The organism is Joostella sp. CR20 (genome assembly GCF_038433465.1).
Lineage (GTDB): Bacteria > Bacteroidota > Bacteroidia > Flavobacteriales > Flavobacteriaceae > Galbibacter.
This window is the reverse complement of sequence record NZ_JAESVF010000007.1, coordinates 141444-158171: the sequence shown is the minus strand read 5'-3', so window position 1 is coordinate 158171 and position 16728 is coordinate 141444. Positions and strand designations below refer to the sequence as shown.

Here is a 16728-nt window from a genome sequence, read left to right as displayed (position 1 = left end):
TAATTAGCTAAAGTTATGCTTCCAATATTTGAGTAGCATGATCTTTAGTTTTTACTTTATCTATAACTCTCTCCACTACTCCATTTTCATCAACGATAAATGTTTTACGGTGAATTCCGTCGTACTCGCGACCCATAAACTTTTTTGGTCCCCAAACGCCAAATGCATTAATCACCTCTTTTTCTTCATCTGCCAATAAAGGAAAAGGAAATTCGTGTTTATCTCTAAAATTTGTTTGTCGCTTTTGAGAATCGGCACTAACGCCAAGCAAACTATATCCTTGTGCTTGCAATTCTTGGTAATTGTCTCTTAAATTACACGCCTCTGCGGTACATCCTGGAGTACTTGCTTTTGGGTAAAAAAACACAATTAGTTTTTTCCCTTTATAATCTGTTAAGGAAATGGCATTTCCATCTTGGTCGTTTACGGTAAAACTTGGTACTTTATCTCCTACTTTTAAGGTATTCATAAACATTTTTTTTATTTGAAAGATGTTCTACTATTTTTGTTTAAAATTACATAAAAATGACCAAAGCAGAAAAGGTTGATTTTGTTATTGATACGCTCGAACGTATTTATCCAACAGTTCCGATACCGCTAGACCATACCGATCCGTATACTTTACTCATTGCCGTACTAATGTCGGCTCAAAGTACAGATGCGCGTGTAAACCAAATTACACCACTTTTATTTGATAGAGCAATAAATCCTTATCAAATGGTAAAACTTTCGGTGGATGAAATTAGAGAAATTATCAAGCCTGTTGGGCTGTCTCCAATGAAATCAAAAGGAATTCACGGACTTTCTCAAATATTGATTGATAAATACAACGGAGAAGTTCCTGCCGACATGGAAGCACTCGAAAGTTTACCCGCTGTTGGACACAAAACAGCTAGTGTTGTTTTATCGCAAGCCTTTGGTATCCCTGCTTTTCCGGTAGATACACATATTCATAGGTTAATGTATCGATGGGGTTTATCTAACGGAAAAAATGTAGTGCAAACCGAAAAGGATGCAAAGCGATTGTTTCCGAAGGAATTATGGAACAAACTTCATTTACAAATTATTTATTACGCACGAGAATATTCACCCGCAAGAGGATGGAATTTAGACAACGATATCATCACTAAAACTATCGGAAGAAAATCTGTGATTAAAGAATACGAAGCTAAAAATACTAAAAAGACCCGTTGATTATTGTAGGATAACCAACAGGTCTTTTCAGAAAAAGTTTAATTTAATATAGTATCAAATTCCAACTTTTTATACTTCATAACACTTAAAGCCTTTGAGTAACCAAGCAAAAATTCGACAGTCGAATCTTTCGGTTTTAAAGGTTCAGATTTTGATTTTTGAAAAGAGTAAAGTTTTTGCATGCCCCAAGTTTTATTTATTGATATTTAAATAACGGAGCTATACATTTTATATTGTGCTAATTAGTCAAAACAATATTATTCTTTTCAACCATTTTTCTCAAATTTATAATAGCATAACGCATTCTCCCCAAAGCTGTATTTATACTCACATTGGTTTGATCGGCTATTTCTTTAAAGCTCATATCCTTGTAAAGTCGCATATACAGTACTTCTTTTTGATCTTCTGGAAGTTCTTCAATGAGCTTTTTTATATCGGTTTCTACTTGATCTTTAATAATTTGACGCTCTGCGTTCAATGAAGGATCCCCCAATACCGAAAAAATATTAAAATCTTCGCTACCTTCAAATTTTGGCATTCTGGCGTTTTTTCTGAAGTAATCTATCACCAAGTTATGAGAAATACGCATCACCCAAGGTAAAAACTTCCCTTCTTCGTTATAGTTTCCGCGTTTCAAGGTTTTAATCACCTTAATAAAGGTATCCTGAAAAATATCTTCAGTTACATCTTTATCATAAACTTTAGAAAAAATAAAACTATACACACGTTGAGAGTGCCTATTAATTAAAATTTCGAGTGATTTTTCATCGCCTTTTATATACTTTGCCACCAAAGCAGAGTCTTGAAGAGTGTTCTCCATATAATTACTTTTTAAGAATGTTAGTTGGTGTTGCATTTACTGCAACGCTAATTTTTACATTAGTTTTAAAAGTAATTTTATGGTATAGGCGTTTGTTTTTATTTATTAAGTTGAAATCAAATATAGTATAATTCTTATATAAAATGCAAGTTTGCTTATAAATTATCTGAAAATTTCCGTTAACACATCATAATATTGCAAGCATAATTACGTTTCAACACTCATTTCTCAGAATCAAACATCTTCATTTTCAACTTTTATATACAGTTTAAAAGCTCATTTTAGATTCTTATCTTTGTGGTTTGTTTTATTGCTATGACAGACATAAATAAGGTAAATCCGAAAGAAAATATTATCATAAAAGGAGCTAAACTCCACAACCTAAAAAACATAGACGTTGTTATTCCTCGTAACAAACTAGTGGTCTTAACAGGACTTTCTGGTAGCGGAAAATCGTCTTTAGCGTTCGATACACTTTATGCTGAAGGACAACGACGTTATGTTGAAAGTTTATCGTCTTATGTAAGACAATTTTTAGGGCGACTCAACAAACCAAAAGTCGACTATATTAAAGGAATTGCTCCTGCCATAGCCATCGAACAAAAGGTAAACTCTACTAATCCTCGATCTACGGTTGGGACAACTACCGAAATTTACGATTACCTAAAACTTTTGTACGCCCGTATCGGAAGGACCTACTCTCCTATTTCAGGTAACGAAGTCAAAAAGAATACGGTAACCGATGTTGTGAATTTTGTAAAGAAGTTCGAAGAACGCAGTAAACTTTTACTGCTGGCTCCTGTGCATATTCCTGAAGATAGAGATGTTTTAAAAACACTTCAAATTTTAGCACAACAAGGGTATGCGCGTATTAAATACAAAGACGAAGTACTACGAATTGACGAGATTGAAAAGGAAATTGAAAACAACTTCTTTTTGGTAATAGACCGAATTGTAGTTAAAAATGATGAAGACTTTTTCAACCGTCTTGCAGATGCTATCGATACGGCTTATTTTGAAGGGAAAGACGAATGTATTATCGAAGATTTAACTTCTGAAAAACAAACACATTTCAGCAATAAATTTGAGCTCGACGGCATGCAGTTTCTAGAGCCTAATGTACATTTATTCAGTTTTAACAATCCTTACGGGGCTTGCCCAGTTTGCGAAGGTTACGGAGATGTTATTGGTTTAGATCAAGATCTTATCGTTCCCAACACAGCACTTTCAATTTACGACAATGCCATATTTGCTTGGCGAGGCGATAGCATGAGTTGGTACCGCGATCAATTGGTCAACAACGCTTATAAGTTTGATTTTCCCATCCACAAACCTTGGTACGAACTTACAGAAGCTCAAAAAGAACTTGTTTGGAGCGGAAATAAATATTTTACTGGATTAACCGATTTTTTTGCTGAATTAGAAGAGAAAAGCTATAAAATTCAAAACCGTGTGATGCTTTCGCGCTACCGCGGAAAAACAAAATGTACGCGTTGTAAAGGAAAAAGACTTCGAGAAGAAGCAAACTATGTAAAAGTTAGCGACAAAACAATTACCGAATTGGTAGAAATGCCTTTGCACAAACTTCAAGACTATTTTAAAAGTCTAAGTTTAACTGAAAATGATGAGTCTATCTCTAACCGATTACTGAAAGAAATTAACAGTCGCCTTGAGTTTTTAAGCAATGTCGGACTCGATTACCTTACTTTAAATCGAAAATCAAATTCGCTTTCTGGAGGAGAATCTCAACGTATCAATCTTGCTACTTCTCTAGGTAGTAGCTTAGTTGGTTCGATGTATATTTTAGACGAACCAAGTATTGGATTGCATCCCAAAGACACCGAAAAACTAATAAGCGTTTTACAATCGCTTCGCGATTTAGGAAATACCGTTATTGTAGTTGAGCACGATGAAGACATCATGAAAGCATCCGATGAAATTATTGATATCGGTCCGGAAGCTGGAACTTTTGGTGGTGAAGTAGTGGCTACAGGAAGTTATAAAGACATTTTGAAAGCCGATTCGCTTACCGCAAAATACCTAAACGAGGATTTAAAAATTGATGTTCCAAAAAAACGTCGAACTAGCGATTATTACATCAATATAAAAGGTGCTCGCGAAAACAATTTAAAAAATATAGATGTTACGTTTCCGCTGAATACACTTACTGTTGTTACAGGAGTTTCAGGTAGCGGAAAAAGTACACTCGTTAAAAAAATACTATATCCTGCTATTTTAAAAGAAACTGGAGGATACGGAGAAAAAATTGGGCAGTTCACAGCAATTGAAGGAAAATACAGCAACCTTACTTCTGTTGAATTTGTAGACCAAAACCCAATCGGACGTTCCTCTCGTTCTAATCCTGTAACTTATATTAAGGCTTACGACGATATTAGAGCTTTATTTACAAAGCAAAAGCTTGCCAAATTGCGAGGTTACCAGCCAAAACACTTTTCGTTTAATGTGGATGGTGGTCGTTGTGAAACTTGTAAAGGAGAAGGCGAAGTGACCATCGAAATGCAATTTATGGCCGATGTGCATTTGGAATGCGAAACTTGCGGAGGAAAACGCTTTAAAAAGGAAATTCTCGAAGTAAAATTCAACGACAAAAATATCGACGACATTCTTTCTATGACTATCGACGATGCTGTTTCGTTTTTTAGTCAGTATAAAGAAACCAAAATTATTAACAAACTTCAACCGCTCCAAGATGTTGGTTTAGGATATGTAACTTTGGGGCAGTCCTCTTCTACCCTTTCTGGTGGGGAGGCACAACGTATCAAGCTAGCTTCTTTCTTGGTAAAAGGACAAACAAAAAATAAAACTTTATTCATTTTTGACGAACCTACAACAGGCTTGCATTTTCATGATATAAAGAAACTTTTAAAGTCGTTTGACGCCTTATTAGAAATCGGACATTCAATTATTGTTGTTGAGCACAATCTTGATTTAATTAAATGTGCCGATTACATTATCGACCTCGGGCCACTTGGTGGTGAACAAGGCGGAAATTTAATGGCTACGGGGGCTCCTGAAGAAATTGCAAAAACCAAAACCAGTTTTACAGGACAGTATTTAAAAGATAAATTGTAAGTGTACTGCTTCGGAATAATTCAACCTCAATTCGATATTAATGTCAATTAATAGAAGTTTTGTTACATGGATTTTTGTCATTTAATAATACTTTCATTTTTGTCTTGACACAAAAACGAAACAAAAAAGTCAAGACTGATTAAAAAAGTACCTGAAAATCTACGGAATCAACCGCCACAGATAAAAAGAACTCGCTACGCTCAAACAGCTTTTTATCTCTAACCACAACTGCTTCCTTGATTTTCAATACTTTTTTAAATAGGTCAATTTCACCTCATATTCATTATTCCTACGTCGAACTCACATTAACTTAAGTTTCAGCATCAGTTTATAAATGTTTTAAACGCAACCTTTTTTACTGAAATTCATCTACAAATAAAAATACTTTGGAATGAAAACTAGTACCTATACTTTTTACATTTTTCTTTTATTTGGATTACTTTCGTGCAGTTCAGACGACGATAATACGGTTGAAAATAATGCACCAACAACCACAATTTATGGTATTTGGAACCTTATAGAAATGCAAGGAAGCACACCAAATTCTACCACTACTGGTGATGCTATGGAATGGCAAGAAAGTTATGTTTTCAATACAAACAACACTTTTACAAAAACTCGATTTGATAAAAACACAGAAGAAACAACTGAAGCTTCTGGTACTTTTGAATGGGTTGAAAACGAAAATCAGCTACAATTTAAATTAACCTATACTGATGAAAGTATAATCGTTGGTTCATGTACAGGTACTTCCGAAGAAAATTTAATTATCAACGACAGTTATCAGCTAAAAAATACTTGGAACGAATGTGATGGACCTACGCTAACCTATCAACGAACTTCAAATTTAGATTAACAATAACTTAACATCCATACTGTAATCTTTCGAGTTTTGTGCCGACTCAATAGCCATAACTTAAAAAATTATAATATGTCTTTAACTACAGAATTACAAGCGTTAAACGATAAAAATAGAAGTCAAATTCCAGAGGAAATTTTGGCAAAAATGGATAAAGCTACAGCCGATTTAAAAGCGAAGCATTTTGCAGAAATAACTTTACAAGTTGGTGATACTTTCCCTAACACTACTTTACCGAACGCAAAAGGAGAAAAAATAAGCCTAAACAACCTAAACGAAGGTAAAAAGCTAATTGTATCCTTCTACCGTGGCGGTTGGTGTCCTTATTGTAATTTGGAGTTAAAAGCGTTGCAAAATTCATTGGACACTTTTAAAGAAAACGGTGCCGAGTTGGTAGCGATTACTCCAGAAACTCCCGACAATTCTTTATCTACTTCAGAAAAAAACAATTTATCTTTTGAAGTTTTAAGCGATGTTGATAATGTATTTGCTAAGGAAATCGGACTTGTTTTTGAGCTTCCAGAAGATATCAAAGCGATTTATAACAACTTCGGAATCGACGTAAAAAAACACAATAACAACGATGATTTTGAGCTTCCAATGCCGGCTACTTTTGTTTTAGATGAAAACGGAAAAATTATTTATCAGTTTGTAAATGAAGACTATACAAAAAGAGCTGAAATTGAAGATATCCTTAAAGCCTTAAAAACCAAATAATAAGTTAATTTTATTTAGAGCATGTAATTTGGCATGCTGTTTGAAATATACCATATAAATTTCATAGTTGAATTTTTTTGGTTGGTTAGTTGAGAACACCTCACAAAGTTTGCAAAAACAGTGAGGTGTTCTTTTTTTTGTTATACCATTTATAGATTGATTTTACTGTAAAAGAAAGTGGATGATTTTTTTCTTTTAGCAAAGAAGAAAATCAAAGCATAGCCTAAGCTACGGTTTTATTTTATGATGAAGATAAAAGGAAAAAGAAACATTTTATTCCAGTAATATTGATGTATAAATGGTATTAGTCTATACTTTTTGTTTTCAGCTTAAAAAGTTTCGTCAACCTGAACTTGATTCAGGTTCTCATAATGATGAGATTCCAAATTAAATTTGGAATGACGGGAGATGTAATTGAAAAGACAAACAAATATTATAATCTGAACTTAACAGAAACCTCAGTTCGATATAATTTTTCAATATAGACAGGCTTTAAAAACCTGTATTTTAACCACTTAACATCTCTTTCGTTTTTGTCTTGACACAAAAACGAAACAAAAAAGTCAAGACTGATTAAAAAAGTATCAGAAAATCTACGGAAACAACCGCCACAGATAAAAAGAACTCACTTCGTTCAAACAGCTTTTTATCTATTAGCCCACGCTGCTTCCTTGATTTTCAATACTTTTTAAATAGGTCAATTTCACCTCATATTCCATCATTCTTACGTCGAACTCACGTTAACAGAAGATATTTATAAAATTGATTTATAATCTAACTGAAGTTAAAAAAATTTCCAACCTCCCCTCTTCTTTTCAAACCTCTTAAAAATGATTCACTTATACGCTCATTAATCAATTCAGCAATAAAGCTTCAGCAGTACAAATAATAGAAACTAATTTTTGGCACGCAGTTTGATTCTCATACTTCGGAATCCTTTCAAAAAGCGATTTTTAATTATTAAAACCTAGAAATTATGAAACAGTTATTAATTCTATTATCCTTCTTTCTTGGTATAAGTTCAAGCTTTGCTAATTCAGAAAATACATATACAAACCCTTATAACAATTCTTTTATTTTTAATGAAGGTGGAATTTCGTTTTCGGTGTATCCAGATGGTGAATTCGATTTTTATATCGATAACTCACAATACATTCAAGCAAGTGTAAATACAGGAAATGTAAATATTACGTTTAACTCTGGTTATCGTTATGATGCCTATGTGCAATACGACGATTATGGTGCTGTAATTCAAATTGAAAATACGCCTATTTACTACGACTTTTACGGGAGAGTTACCCGAATTGGAATGGTCGATATTTTTTACAGAGGAAACTATGTAAACAGAATTGGTGGGTTGCAAATTTATTACAACAACAGTGGTGTTTACACGCATACTTCTGGATATATAAACGTTTACAACAGAAACTATGTTTATGTGCCCTATCACCGTTATTTTGTAAGGCCTCAACCTAGTTTTTGCATGGTGTACTATCAGCCTTACAGAAGGTATTACACTCCTGTTCGATACACGTATTACAAACCGTATAAAAACAACAATCGTCGTGCGTATGCAAGTGTTGGGAGAACGTATCATTACAAAGAAAATAATGCAAGAAGATCGGTTTATACCAACGATCGTCGCGTAAGCAAGCGTAACGATGAACGCGTAAGCAGTAGTATTAGAAGCAGAAGTCTAACATACGAAAACAACAGAAGTAACACTAGCAGAACAGCGACAACTTCTCGTGATAGTTATTCAAACAATCAAGGCGCGAATGCGAGTCGAACTAGTTATTCTCGAACCAGTGGATACTCGAGTAACCCTAAGAGTTCTTCAAATGCAACGCCTATAGATGCTAGAAGCTCTATTAGTAGAAGTAATAACGCTAGGTCGTATAGTAGCCGAAACAATAGTAACGCTACAAATTCGTCTAACAGTAGAAGTTCTAATTCGAATAGTTCATATAGCAGAAGTTATAATAGTAGTAGAAGTAGTAACACTGCAACTAGAAGTACTCCGAGCAATTCTTATAGTAGAAGCTCAAGAAGTTCATCTAGCAACGTATCTCGATCTTCGAGTACTTCACCAAGTAGATCATCAACTATTACGCGTTCTTCTTCAAGCAGAAGTAGCAATAATAGAAATCAATAAATTTAGTTCGTTAATTACCTCGGAGTCTAGCCTTAAAAACTAACTCCAAAACATTGAAACCCAAAAAATCCGTAGCAGTTTTGTTTACGGATTTTTTATGCTGAAAACTTTATTGAAAAGTAGATTTAAATCTTCCGAAAGTTTAAGCTTATACACTGCAAAGACAAACACTACTCCAACAATAACTGATTTTAAAATGATATTTACAATTGGATGAAAACTGAAATCCCAATAATAAAATGCAAAGAGTAAAACTATAAGTAATAGTGATGTTTGGAAAGTTTTAAATGTAAATGGTTGTAAATGAAGTTTCTTTTTTACGAAATATAACTTTATCAAATTATAACTAGTAAATGCCAAAAACGTAGCAAATGAAGCTCCGTTAATTCCCCAAATCGGAATAAAAATAATATTTAGTAAAACAGTTAAAATAGCCAACAGCACTCCAAAAAATAGTACCATTCTGTAATAATCTGAATTAAAAATAATGGCGTTATTATTTCCTATTAAGTTATCAAACAATTTTGCCAAGGAAATAAAAAACACAACCGTTACGCCTCCGCTGTACTGCGATGGAAGCAATTTGTAGAGTTCGTTGATATTCAGTAAAATCAGCAAAAAAATAAAGCCTCCAACAATAAATAAATTAATCGAACTCTTTTTGTACAAACTATCGAGCTCTTTAAAGTTTTTGGTGTTTAAAAGTTTACTCGTAATAGGGTATGTAATTTGGTGCATTGCCCTAGCTGGAACTGCAATAACAATGGCTATAAAAACAGCTACGTTGTAATATGCAATGTTCTCGATACTTTCAAACTGTCCGAGCATAACTTTATCAATATCCAATAAAACTGCAGCGATAGAGCCTGTTAGAATTATTAAAAACGAATACTTTAAAACACTTTTATAATTTTCTGGCAGGCCTAAAGTAAATTTAGGTTTCTTAATAAAATATGCACTGATAAGCATTAAAATAGTTCTGCTGAAATACACACCCATAAGTGCATAAATAAAATTGGAAGTCGACAATACATCAAAATGTACCAAAAGCAGTAATACCACTACCATGATTCGGTGGTAAACTTCTTTTAAAAAGTTACCATAAACACTTTTCATATGCACTTTTGCCCACGCAAAAAACACTTCAAAATAAGCCATCGAAAACGCCAACACATAGATAGTCCAAACGTAAGGCGCTAGAATTGTATTTGTTTCTGAAAGATAAGCCACAATCCATTTATAACTAAACACACCTATAATTCCAACAGGAATAATTATTGCTAATGGCAATACAAACATAAAGCCTGTAAAGGTATTTTGCGCTTCGGTATCTTTATATGAAGTGTAAAACTTTATCAATGTATTTTGAACGCCAAATGCCAAAATAGGCATTAAAACATTGGCCGCAGAAAGTAAATAAGCAACCAAACCGTAATACTCGTCGGAAAGAAAATTAGTGTACAAAAATAAAGTACTTACAGCCCCAATGGCAAAGCCAATGTAGGTAACAACGGTGTTTTTAAGAGTTTGATTTAAAACAATTCCCATACTACTTAATTAGGGTAGCCAAATGTTCGGTAAGCGATTTTCGGTGGTACTTTGCTATCCCTTCCGAATTTACATACAATTTATCATTTTTAAAGGCATTGTACAGCGAAAGTATTTCCGACTTAAGTTTTTCTCTATCCGTATATAAAAAACAAGACCCCGCTTTTGTTTCATTCAGAATTGTAAAAACATCCCATTTTTCAGGGCCTATAGCTACAATCGGACGCTCGGAAGCAAGATATTCGAATAACTTCCCAGGAATAATTCCACGCGTTTTCTCAGCATCTATTTCTATAAGAAGTAAAACACTAGCAGAACGTTGTAATTGTAAAGCCTCATCATGAGAAACATATCCTAACAACGACAAGTTTGATTGGAGTCCGTTTTCATTAATTGTTTCCAAAACATCCTCACTTACAGCACCAGCAAGTTGTAGTTGAAAATCTTTTTTAAAATTTTCATTTTCTTCAATAAGACTTCCTAAAACTTCCCATAGAATATTTGGATTTCTTCCTGATAATAAAGAGCCTATGTGTGATAATGTAAAGTTTTTGTTCAACTTAATGTTTTTATCATCAGTATCTAAAAAACCATTTGTTATTACTTCTATTGGTCGGTTTGTAAGTGCTTTAAATTCGGTTTTTGTGGTAAAACTTGTTACGATAATTTGATCTGCTGAAGTTAAAACAGCTTGCTCTAATTTTTCATGTTTAGCTTTCGATTTTTCCGAAAGTTTTAATTCTGAATGATATCCAATGGTTGTCCATGGATCTCTAAAATCAGCTATCCAATTTACATTTAAAAGCGCTTTTAGCTTCATTCCAATTAAATGTACACTATGAGGCGGACCAGTAGTTATGATAGTTCCTATTTTTTCTTGCTGAAGAAATTCCTCTAGAAAGGTAACTGACGGTTTCACCCAGAAAATACGTGCATCTGGAATGAAAAAATTCCCTCGCACCCAAAGTAAAAACTTCTCTGAAAGACTTTGCTTTTTCTTTGAAATTATCCCTTTACTAATTTGCTTTGTTTTCTTTCCAGAAAAAAGCGATGCCAATTTATAAGGCTCAAAAATAGGCTGTTTGATTACGCGTACCGATGTTGGAACTTCTGCTAAAAAAGAAGTGTCCTCCATTGGGTAATCTGGATTTTCGGGCACATACACTATAGGTTCCACCCCAAACTCGGGCAAATACTTTACAAAGTTTAACCAACGCTGTACACCTGGACCACCAGCAGGCGGCCAATAATAGCATATAATTAAAACTTTTTTCATCTAAGCCTCTACTTCTCTTTTGTTTCTGAATTGATAAAAAATCCCGCCAATAAGACACAAAAGCAACAAGATATTACTCGCCAAACTGATACTACTTCCTGTTTTTACAACTTCAGGATCGAAATTAAAAACAATGGTGTGTGTGCCAGAAGGAATTTCTAAAGCGCGTAAGGCATAGTTTACTCTAAATTCTGTTGCTTCCTTACCGTCAATCGTTACTTTCCACCCATGCGGATAATACATTTCAGAAAAAACTGCCAATCCGTTATGCGAATTCGAACTCTCGTAGGTCAGTTTATTAGGTTGATAGTTTTTTAAACGTATTGACGAAGTACTATCGACCATAAAAGTATTTTCACTGATATGCTCAAATGCAGTTTTATTGAATACAGCCGTTGATTTAACATCCAAATCGTTTAAAGCTTTCATCTCTGTATCGGCATTTTCAACTGATTTCAATGTGCTTACAAACCAAGCAGGACCATTTGCATAAGGATTCTCTGCAGGATATAGCGCTCCTTTCTCATTCGGCCTAATGATGTATTTTACATTCAGCATATTTAAAACCCCTACATTATTGTTGGCAATTTGGTATTCAAATAAATCTTGTAAACGCTTCGGTTTTGCGGCGTGATAGCCTCCAAGAGATTTATGATAATACGAAGTACTCGCTCCATTGATGCTTTCTTGCGTATTGAAAACTCTGTAATAGCCTTTGTCTTCTAAAATTTGTTTGTCGACATCAGAAGCAACAAAAGGCTTATTTAACACGCGAGCACTAACAAAATCATCATTGTTTACATATTGGCGGTCAACTCCTACCAAATCAACTAAAAACAACACTCCAAATGCAACAATGGCGTAGGTTGCTTTTATTTTTTGTTTTATCAAAAACCAAACAATTCCAACAGCAATCGCAATCAAAATAAAGCTCCGAAACAAGTCTTTGGTATAAAGCGCCATTCGGTCGTTTTTAATGCTACTCATTAATTGGTTGAGTCCCATTTGATCAAACTGCTGACGGTAATAAGCATCATTAGCATGCGAAAAATCGAATGTTCCTTTCAACAAAAACAAGGCTACGATTGTACCTCCAGCTATAACTCCAGACCACTTTAAAGCTTTTATTTTTTCTGAAGTTAAAACTTCTTTGCTGAATATTTCCTTGAGTGCTAAAATTGCCAATATTGGTAAACACAACTCTAAAATAACCTGAATAGAAGTAATGGCTCTAAATTTATTGTACAACGGAAAGTAATCAATCATTGCGTTGGTGAGCGCATTAAAATTATGTCCCCAAGACAATAGCAAGGACATTGTTGCTCCTGCTACCAACCACCACTTAAGTTTTCCTTTTACCAAAAACAAACTCATCAGAAATAAAAAGAAAATAACGGCTCCTACATAAGCAGGACCAGCTGTTCCGGGCTGATCACCCCAATACATCATATGCGAAGCTTGGTTTTGCACAAAATCTTGCGCTTGTGCAGGAGGCACACCTTGACGTACCAAGTATTCATAACTATTGGAATTGTTTCCTAAAGTTTCATCGTTTCCTCCTCCCAAAAGTCGAGGAACAAACAAGTTTAACGATTCGAAAATTCCGTAGCTATAACTCGTAATATATTCTTTATCAAGTCCTGATGTTATTTCTTTTGCTGAACCATTTGGATTAAAGGTCAATTCCGATTTCCCTCTGGTACTCCACTTCGCATATTCCTGTGTTGCCAATAAGTTGGTAGCATTGGTTGCTACTGCCAAAATTACGGCAACTGCTAAAATCCCTACTGTTTTAAAAAAGTGTGGAAGTTGTTTCTTTTTAAAAGAATCAATCAAATAAACTATACCTAAAACTAACACTAGCAACAGTAAATAATACGTCATTTGGAAATGGTTCGCATTGATTTCCAATGCCATTGCAAAAGCTGTCACCAAAAACCCAAGAAGATATTTTTTTCTAAAAGCAAGAATAATTCCTGCCAACACAAAGGCAAAATAACCAACGGCATGCGCTTTTGCGTTATGACCTACTCCTAAAATTATGATTAAATAAGTAGAAAAACCAAAAGCTAAAGCTCCAATTCCAGCCAATTTCCAATCTACTTTTAAAACCAAAATTAAAACGTAAAAACCTATAAAATATAAAAACAAATAATCTGCAGGTCGTGGTAAAAACCGAATTACTTTATCAATTTTTTTGATGTAATTATGCGGGTAATTTGCTCCCAACTGGTATGTTGGCATCCCCCCAAAAGCACTGTTTGTCCAATACGACTCCTCGCCTGTTTGTTCTTTAAAATCGTTACGTTCTTTAGACATTCCGATGTATTGAACAATATCGCTTTGGAAAATTTGCTTTCCTTGTAAAACAGGAGAAAAATAGATTAAGGAGGTAAGTATAAAAACTAAAAATACCACAAAATGTGGTAAAATTCTTTTCAATTGGTTAGTCATTAAAGTTTAAGTTTAGTTAATCAATTTCTTCAAATTCTATGTATTCTCCAACTTTTTCAGAAGAATTAGAACCCGATTTATTTGGCTTTTTATCTATTACTGTTTCGCCTTCTTTGTAATTTGTTTCCTGCGGACGTCGGTACTGTTGGTTAAACTGACCGCCAAATTTTTCCTCCATTTTCTTTGAAGCGTATTTCACTAAATACGGCTTTAATAATCGTGAAAGAATTTTAATTCCGTACCAAACAAATAATATAATTAAAATTGTTCTTAATAACTGCATTGACTTCTCATTAATATCCTTCCAAAAATACAATAGATTCAGCGCAAATAAAGATATTAATCCTTAAAAAAATAATAAAATACCCAAAAAAGGAGTTTTGTAATGGAATAAGGTGGGAATTGGGGATGAAAAAGTATTATTTTTCACGACATTTACATCCCAATATTACCATAATTAAATTATTTTCGTTACTAACAATTTCTTTTCCGAGAAAAATTAAAATATTATGATGAATAGACTTTACTACTTAATTGCTATTTTAATATTTGTTACCCAGTTTACATACGCCCAATATACCGAAGTTATTAACTCAAATCGTCCTGGAGCATCATACAGTGCATTTGCTGTTGGTAAAAATGTAATACAGGGAGAAGGAGGTTTATATTACGAGCGTCAAGAACACACACTTTTAGATACTGAAGCCAACCGCTATGGTGTTGATTATGCCATTAGATATGGATTGCTATTTGAACAACTAGAAGTTATTTTAGACGGAACTTTTATCAAAGAAAACCTCACTGATTATTCAATTTCTCCTTCGGAAGAATATTCGCGAAGTAATTTTACGCACAATACCATTGGTGTAAAATATTTAATTTACGACCCCTACAAAAATCCAGAAACCAACAAACCCGATTTATACAGTTGGAAAGCCAATAACCATGTGCAATGGAGAGATTTAATTCCAGCTGTGGCTGTGTATGCGGGAGCTAATTTTAATTTTGGCGACAATCCGTTTTACCCAAACGACCCCCAAATAAGCCCGAAAGTTATGGTGGCTACACAAAACCATTTCACGGCAAATTGGGTATTAGTTATGAACTTTATATATGATAAGTTTACTTCAGACGATCCGCTTTTCAACTACATAATTACTTTAACACATGCGCTTCCAGACCCTCGATATTCAATTTTTATTGAGCATCAAGGTTATAAAAGCGACTCCTATGGAGATGGTATTTTTAGAGGTGGAGCAGCACGATTATTCAATAAAAACATGCAAATAGATGCTTCCGTTGGAATTAACATAAAAGACACACCTTCTCGATTTTTTGTTTCCGCAGGAATGTCTTACCGAATCGACAATCATTCCGACAGACAAAAACGTATCGATAATTTATCAGATGAAGAAAAAGAGTTTGTAAAAGAAGCTAAAAAGAACCGTAAGAAAAGTAATCCTTTTGAAGATATAGAAACCGAAGATTAACATGATAGAGATTAAAGAAGTTACTAATAAGAAGGAATTAGAACAATTTGTAAAGTTTCCTTTTTCATTATATAAAAACTCAAAAAATTGGGTTCCTCCCATCATTAAAGAAGAACTCAATAATTTTGATAAAACTAAAAACCCTGCTTTTAAAGATGCCCAAGCTTGGTTTTTATTAGCCTACAAAAACAATAAAATTGTAGGTCGGGTTTGCGCTATTATCAATTGGAATGAAGTAAAAGAATTAAAAAATAAAAAGTTACGCTTTGGTTGGTTTGACGCCATCGAAGATGAAGAGGTTACGCAAGCACTGTTCGACAAAGTTTTTGAAATTGGAAGACAACATGAGTTAGAATTTGTAGAAGGTCCTGCCGGTTTTTCAAATATGGATAAAGCCGGAATGCTGATTGAAGGTTTTGACCGTATTGGAAGTATGCCTACCAACTACAATTACGCCTACTACCCTACTTTGATGGAAAAAGTTGGGCTTAAAAAAGAAGTAGATTGGAAAGAGTATGAAATTATCATGCCTGAAACTGTACCAGATAAATTGGAAAAATTTGCCAATTTACTGATGAAAAAATTCAACTTAAAACTCATTAAAGCGCCAAACACAAAAACACTTCTTCCGTATGCTGAAAAGATTTTTGATTTAATGAATCGTTCGCATGAGCATTTAGAATCTTTCACCCCAATAAAACCTTATCAAATTGAGCATTACAAAAACAAGTATTTAAAGTTTTTAGATCCAGATTTTGTGATTCTTATTGCTGATGAAAATGAAAACTTAGTTGGTTTTTCTATCATTATGCCTTCCTTTGCAAAAGCGTTGCAAAAAGCTAACGGAAAACTATTTCCTTTTGGATTTTACCACTTACTAAAAGCGCAAAAGAAAAATGATAAAGTAACATTACTTTTAATAGGAATTGCTCCTGAATACATGCGTAAAGGTTTAACTTCTATAATTTTTCATGAAACTTATAAAACTTTCACAAAACGTAATATTAAGATAATAGAAACAAATCCGGAGTTGGAAACCAATAATCAGGTGCAAGCACTTTGGAAAGATTACAATCCACAGCTCATTAAAAAATGGCGTACGTATAGAAAGTACCTTTAATT

13 protein-coding genes are annotated in these 16728 nt (G+C 33.8%); 7 read left to right on the top strand and 6 right to left on the bottom strand.

The window, feature by feature from the left end; all coding sequences use genetic code 11:
• Window positions 1–13: 13 nt before the first annotated feature.
• Window positions 14–469, bottom strand: coding sequence for a thioredoxin-dependent thiol peroxidase (gene bcp / locus JMA43_RS10680; RefSeq protein WP_342156575.1), 456 nt, complete (start codon window positions 467–469; stop codon window positions 14–16).
• A gap of 56 nt (window positions 470–525) precedes the next feature.
• Here bcp and JMA43_RS10675 point away from each other — a divergent pair, with 56 nt between their 5' ends.
• On the top strand, window positions 526–1194 hold the full coding sequence (locus JMA43_RS10675; protein ID WP_342156574.1) for an endonuclease III domain-containing protein: 669 nt from the start codon (window positions 526–528) through the stop codon (window positions 1192–1194).
• Between the two features lie 238 nt (window positions 1195–1432).
• On the opposite strand, the gene JMA43_RS10670 is transcribed toward JMA43_RS10675, so the two are convergent.
• On the bottom strand, window positions 1433–2014 hold the full coding sequence (locus tag JMA43_RS10670) for an RNA polymerase sigma factor (protein ID WP_342156573.1): 582 nt from the start codon (window positions 2012–2014) through the stop codon (window positions 1433–1435).
• A gap of 315 nt (window positions 2015–2329) precedes the next feature.
• Between JMA43_RS10670 and uvrA the strand changes: the two genes are divergently transcribed.
• The 4 genes from uvrA to JMA43_RS10650 all read left to right on the top strand — a co-directional run bounded on the left by uvrA (window position 2330) and on the right by JMA43_RS10650 (window position 8838).
• Window positions 2330–5107 carry an excinuclease ABC subunit UvrA gene (gene uvrA / locus JMA43_RS10665; protein WP_342156572.1) on the top strand — a complete coding sequence of 926 codons (2778 nt, stop codon included), beginning with the start codon at window positions 2330–2332 and terminating at the stop codon, window positions 5105–5107.
• A 391-nt stretch (window positions 5108–5498) separates the two neighbouring features.
• A complete protein-coding gene (locus JMA43_RS10660; RefSeq protein WP_342156571.1) occupies window positions 5499–5963 on the top strand; it encodes a hypothetical protein in 465 nt (154 codons plus the stop codon).
• A gap of 75 nt (window positions 5964–6038) precedes the next feature.
• Window positions 6039–6683 (top strand): peroxiredoxin-like family protein, encoded by a 645-nt coding sequence (locus JMA43_RS10655; RefSeq protein WP_342156570.1) that lies wholly within the window; start codon window positions 6039–6041, stop codon window positions 6681–6683.
• 976 nt (window positions 6684–7659) lie between these two features.
• Window positions 7660–8838, top strand: coding sequence for a hypothetical protein (locus tag JMA43_RS10650; RefSeq protein ID WP_342156569.1), 1179 nt, complete (start codon window positions 7660–7662; stop codon window positions 8836–8838).
• Window positions 8839–8922: 84 nt separating this feature from the next.
• On the opposite strand, the gene JMA43_RS10645 is transcribed toward JMA43_RS10650, so the two are convergent.
• Genes JMA43_RS10645 through JMA43_RS10630 form a run of 4 tightly spaced genes read right to left on the bottom strand, consistent with a single transcriptional unit; the run spans window position 8923 to window position 14399 of the window.
• Window positions 8923–10386: a lipopolysaccharide biosynthesis protein gene (locus JMA43_RS10645; protein ID WP_342156568.1), complete on the bottom strand. Its 1464-nt coding sequence runs from the start codon at window positions 10384–10386 to the stop codon at window positions 8923–8925.
• 1 nt (window position 10387) lies between these two features.
• Window positions 10388–11662, bottom strand: a complete 1275-nt coding sequence (locus JMA43_RS10640) for a glycosyltransferase family 4 protein (protein WP_342156567.1) — start codon at window positions 11660–11662, stop codon at window positions 10388–10390.
• The gene (locus tag JMA43_RS10635; RefSeq protein WP_342156566.1) at window positions 11663–14116 is read right to left on the bottom strand and encodes a YfhO family protein; all 2454 of its coding nucleotides are present in this window, start codon (window positions 14114–14116) and stop codon (window positions 11663–11665) included. It lies immediately after the preceding gene.
• A gap of 16 nt (window positions 14117–14132) precedes the next feature.
• Entirely contained in the window at window positions 14133–14399 is a 267-nt protein-coding gene (locus JMA43_RS10630; RefSeq protein WP_342156564.1) for a DUF4834 family protein, read from the bottom strand.
• A gap of 226 nt (window positions 14400–14625) precedes the next feature.
• On the opposite strand from JMA43_RS10630, the gene JMA43_RS10625 reads away from it, so the two are divergent.
• Together JMA43_RS10625 and JMA43_RS10620 are read left to right on the top strand one after the other, a co-directional pair.
• Window positions 14626–15606 (top strand): transporter, encoded by a 981-nt coding sequence (locus JMA43_RS10625; protein WP_342156563.1) that lies wholly within the window; start codon window positions 14626–14628, stop codon window positions 15604–15606.
• A 1-nt stretch (window position 15607) separates the two neighbouring features.
• Window positions 15608–16726, top strand: coding sequence for a GTP cyclohydrolase (locus tag JMA43_RS10620; RefSeq protein WP_342156562.1), 1119 nt, complete (start codon window positions 15608–15610; stop codon window positions 16724–16726).
• Window positions 16727–16728: the final 2 nt, after the last annotated feature.

Bases quoted from the DNA above. Each gene is read 5' to 3' on its own strand.
- bcp (WP_342156575.1), bottom strand. From the start codon at position 469: ATGAATACCTTAAAAGTAGGAGATAAAGTACCAAGTTTTACCGTAAAC.
- JMA43_RS10675 (WP_342156574.1), top strand. From the start codon at position 526: ATGACCAAAGCAGAAAAGGTTGATTTTGTTATTGATACGCTCGAACGT.
- JMA43_RS10670 (WP_342156573.1), bottom strand. From the start codon at position 2,014: ATGGAGAACACTCTTCAAGACTCTGCTTTGGTGGCAAAGTATATAAAA.
- uvrA (WP_342156572.1), top strand. From the start codon at position 2,330: ATGACAGACATAAATAAGGTAAATCCGAAAGAAAATATTATCATAAAA.
- JMA43_RS10660 (WP_342156571.1), top strand. From the start codon at position 5,499: ATGAAAACTAGTACCTATACTTTTTACATTTTTCTTTTATTTGGATTA.
- JMA43_RS10655 (WP_342156570.1), top strand. From the start codon at position 6,039: ATGTCTTTAACTACAGAATTACAAGCGTTAAACGATAAAAATAGAAGT.
- JMA43_RS10650 (WP_342156569.1), top strand. From the start codon at position 7,660: ATGAAACAGTTATTAATTCTATTATCCTTCTTTCTTGGTATAAGTTCA.
- JMA43_RS10645 (WP_342156568.1), bottom strand. From the start codon at position 10,386: ATGGGAATTGTTTTAAATCAAACTCTTAAAAACACCGTTGTTACCTAC.
- JMA43_RS10640 (WP_342156567.1), bottom strand. From the start codon at position 11,662: ATGAAAAAAGTTTTAATTATATGCTATTATTGGCCGCCTGCTGGTGGT.
- JMA43_RS10635 (WP_342156566.1), bottom strand. From the start codon at position 14,116: ATGACTAACCAATTGAAAAGAATTTTACCACATTTTGTGGTATTTTTA.
- JMA43_RS10630 (WP_342156564.1), bottom strand. From the start codon at position 14,399: ATGCAGTTATTAAGAACAATTTTAATTATATTATTTGTTTGGTACGGA.
- JMA43_RS10625 (WP_342156563.1), top strand. From the start codon at position 14,626: ATGATGAATAGACTTTACTACTTAATTGCTATTTTAATATTTGTTACC.
- JMA43_RS10620 (WP_342156562.1), top strand. From the start codon at position 15,608: ATGATAGAGATTAAAGAAGTTACTAATAAGAAGGAATTAGAACAATTT.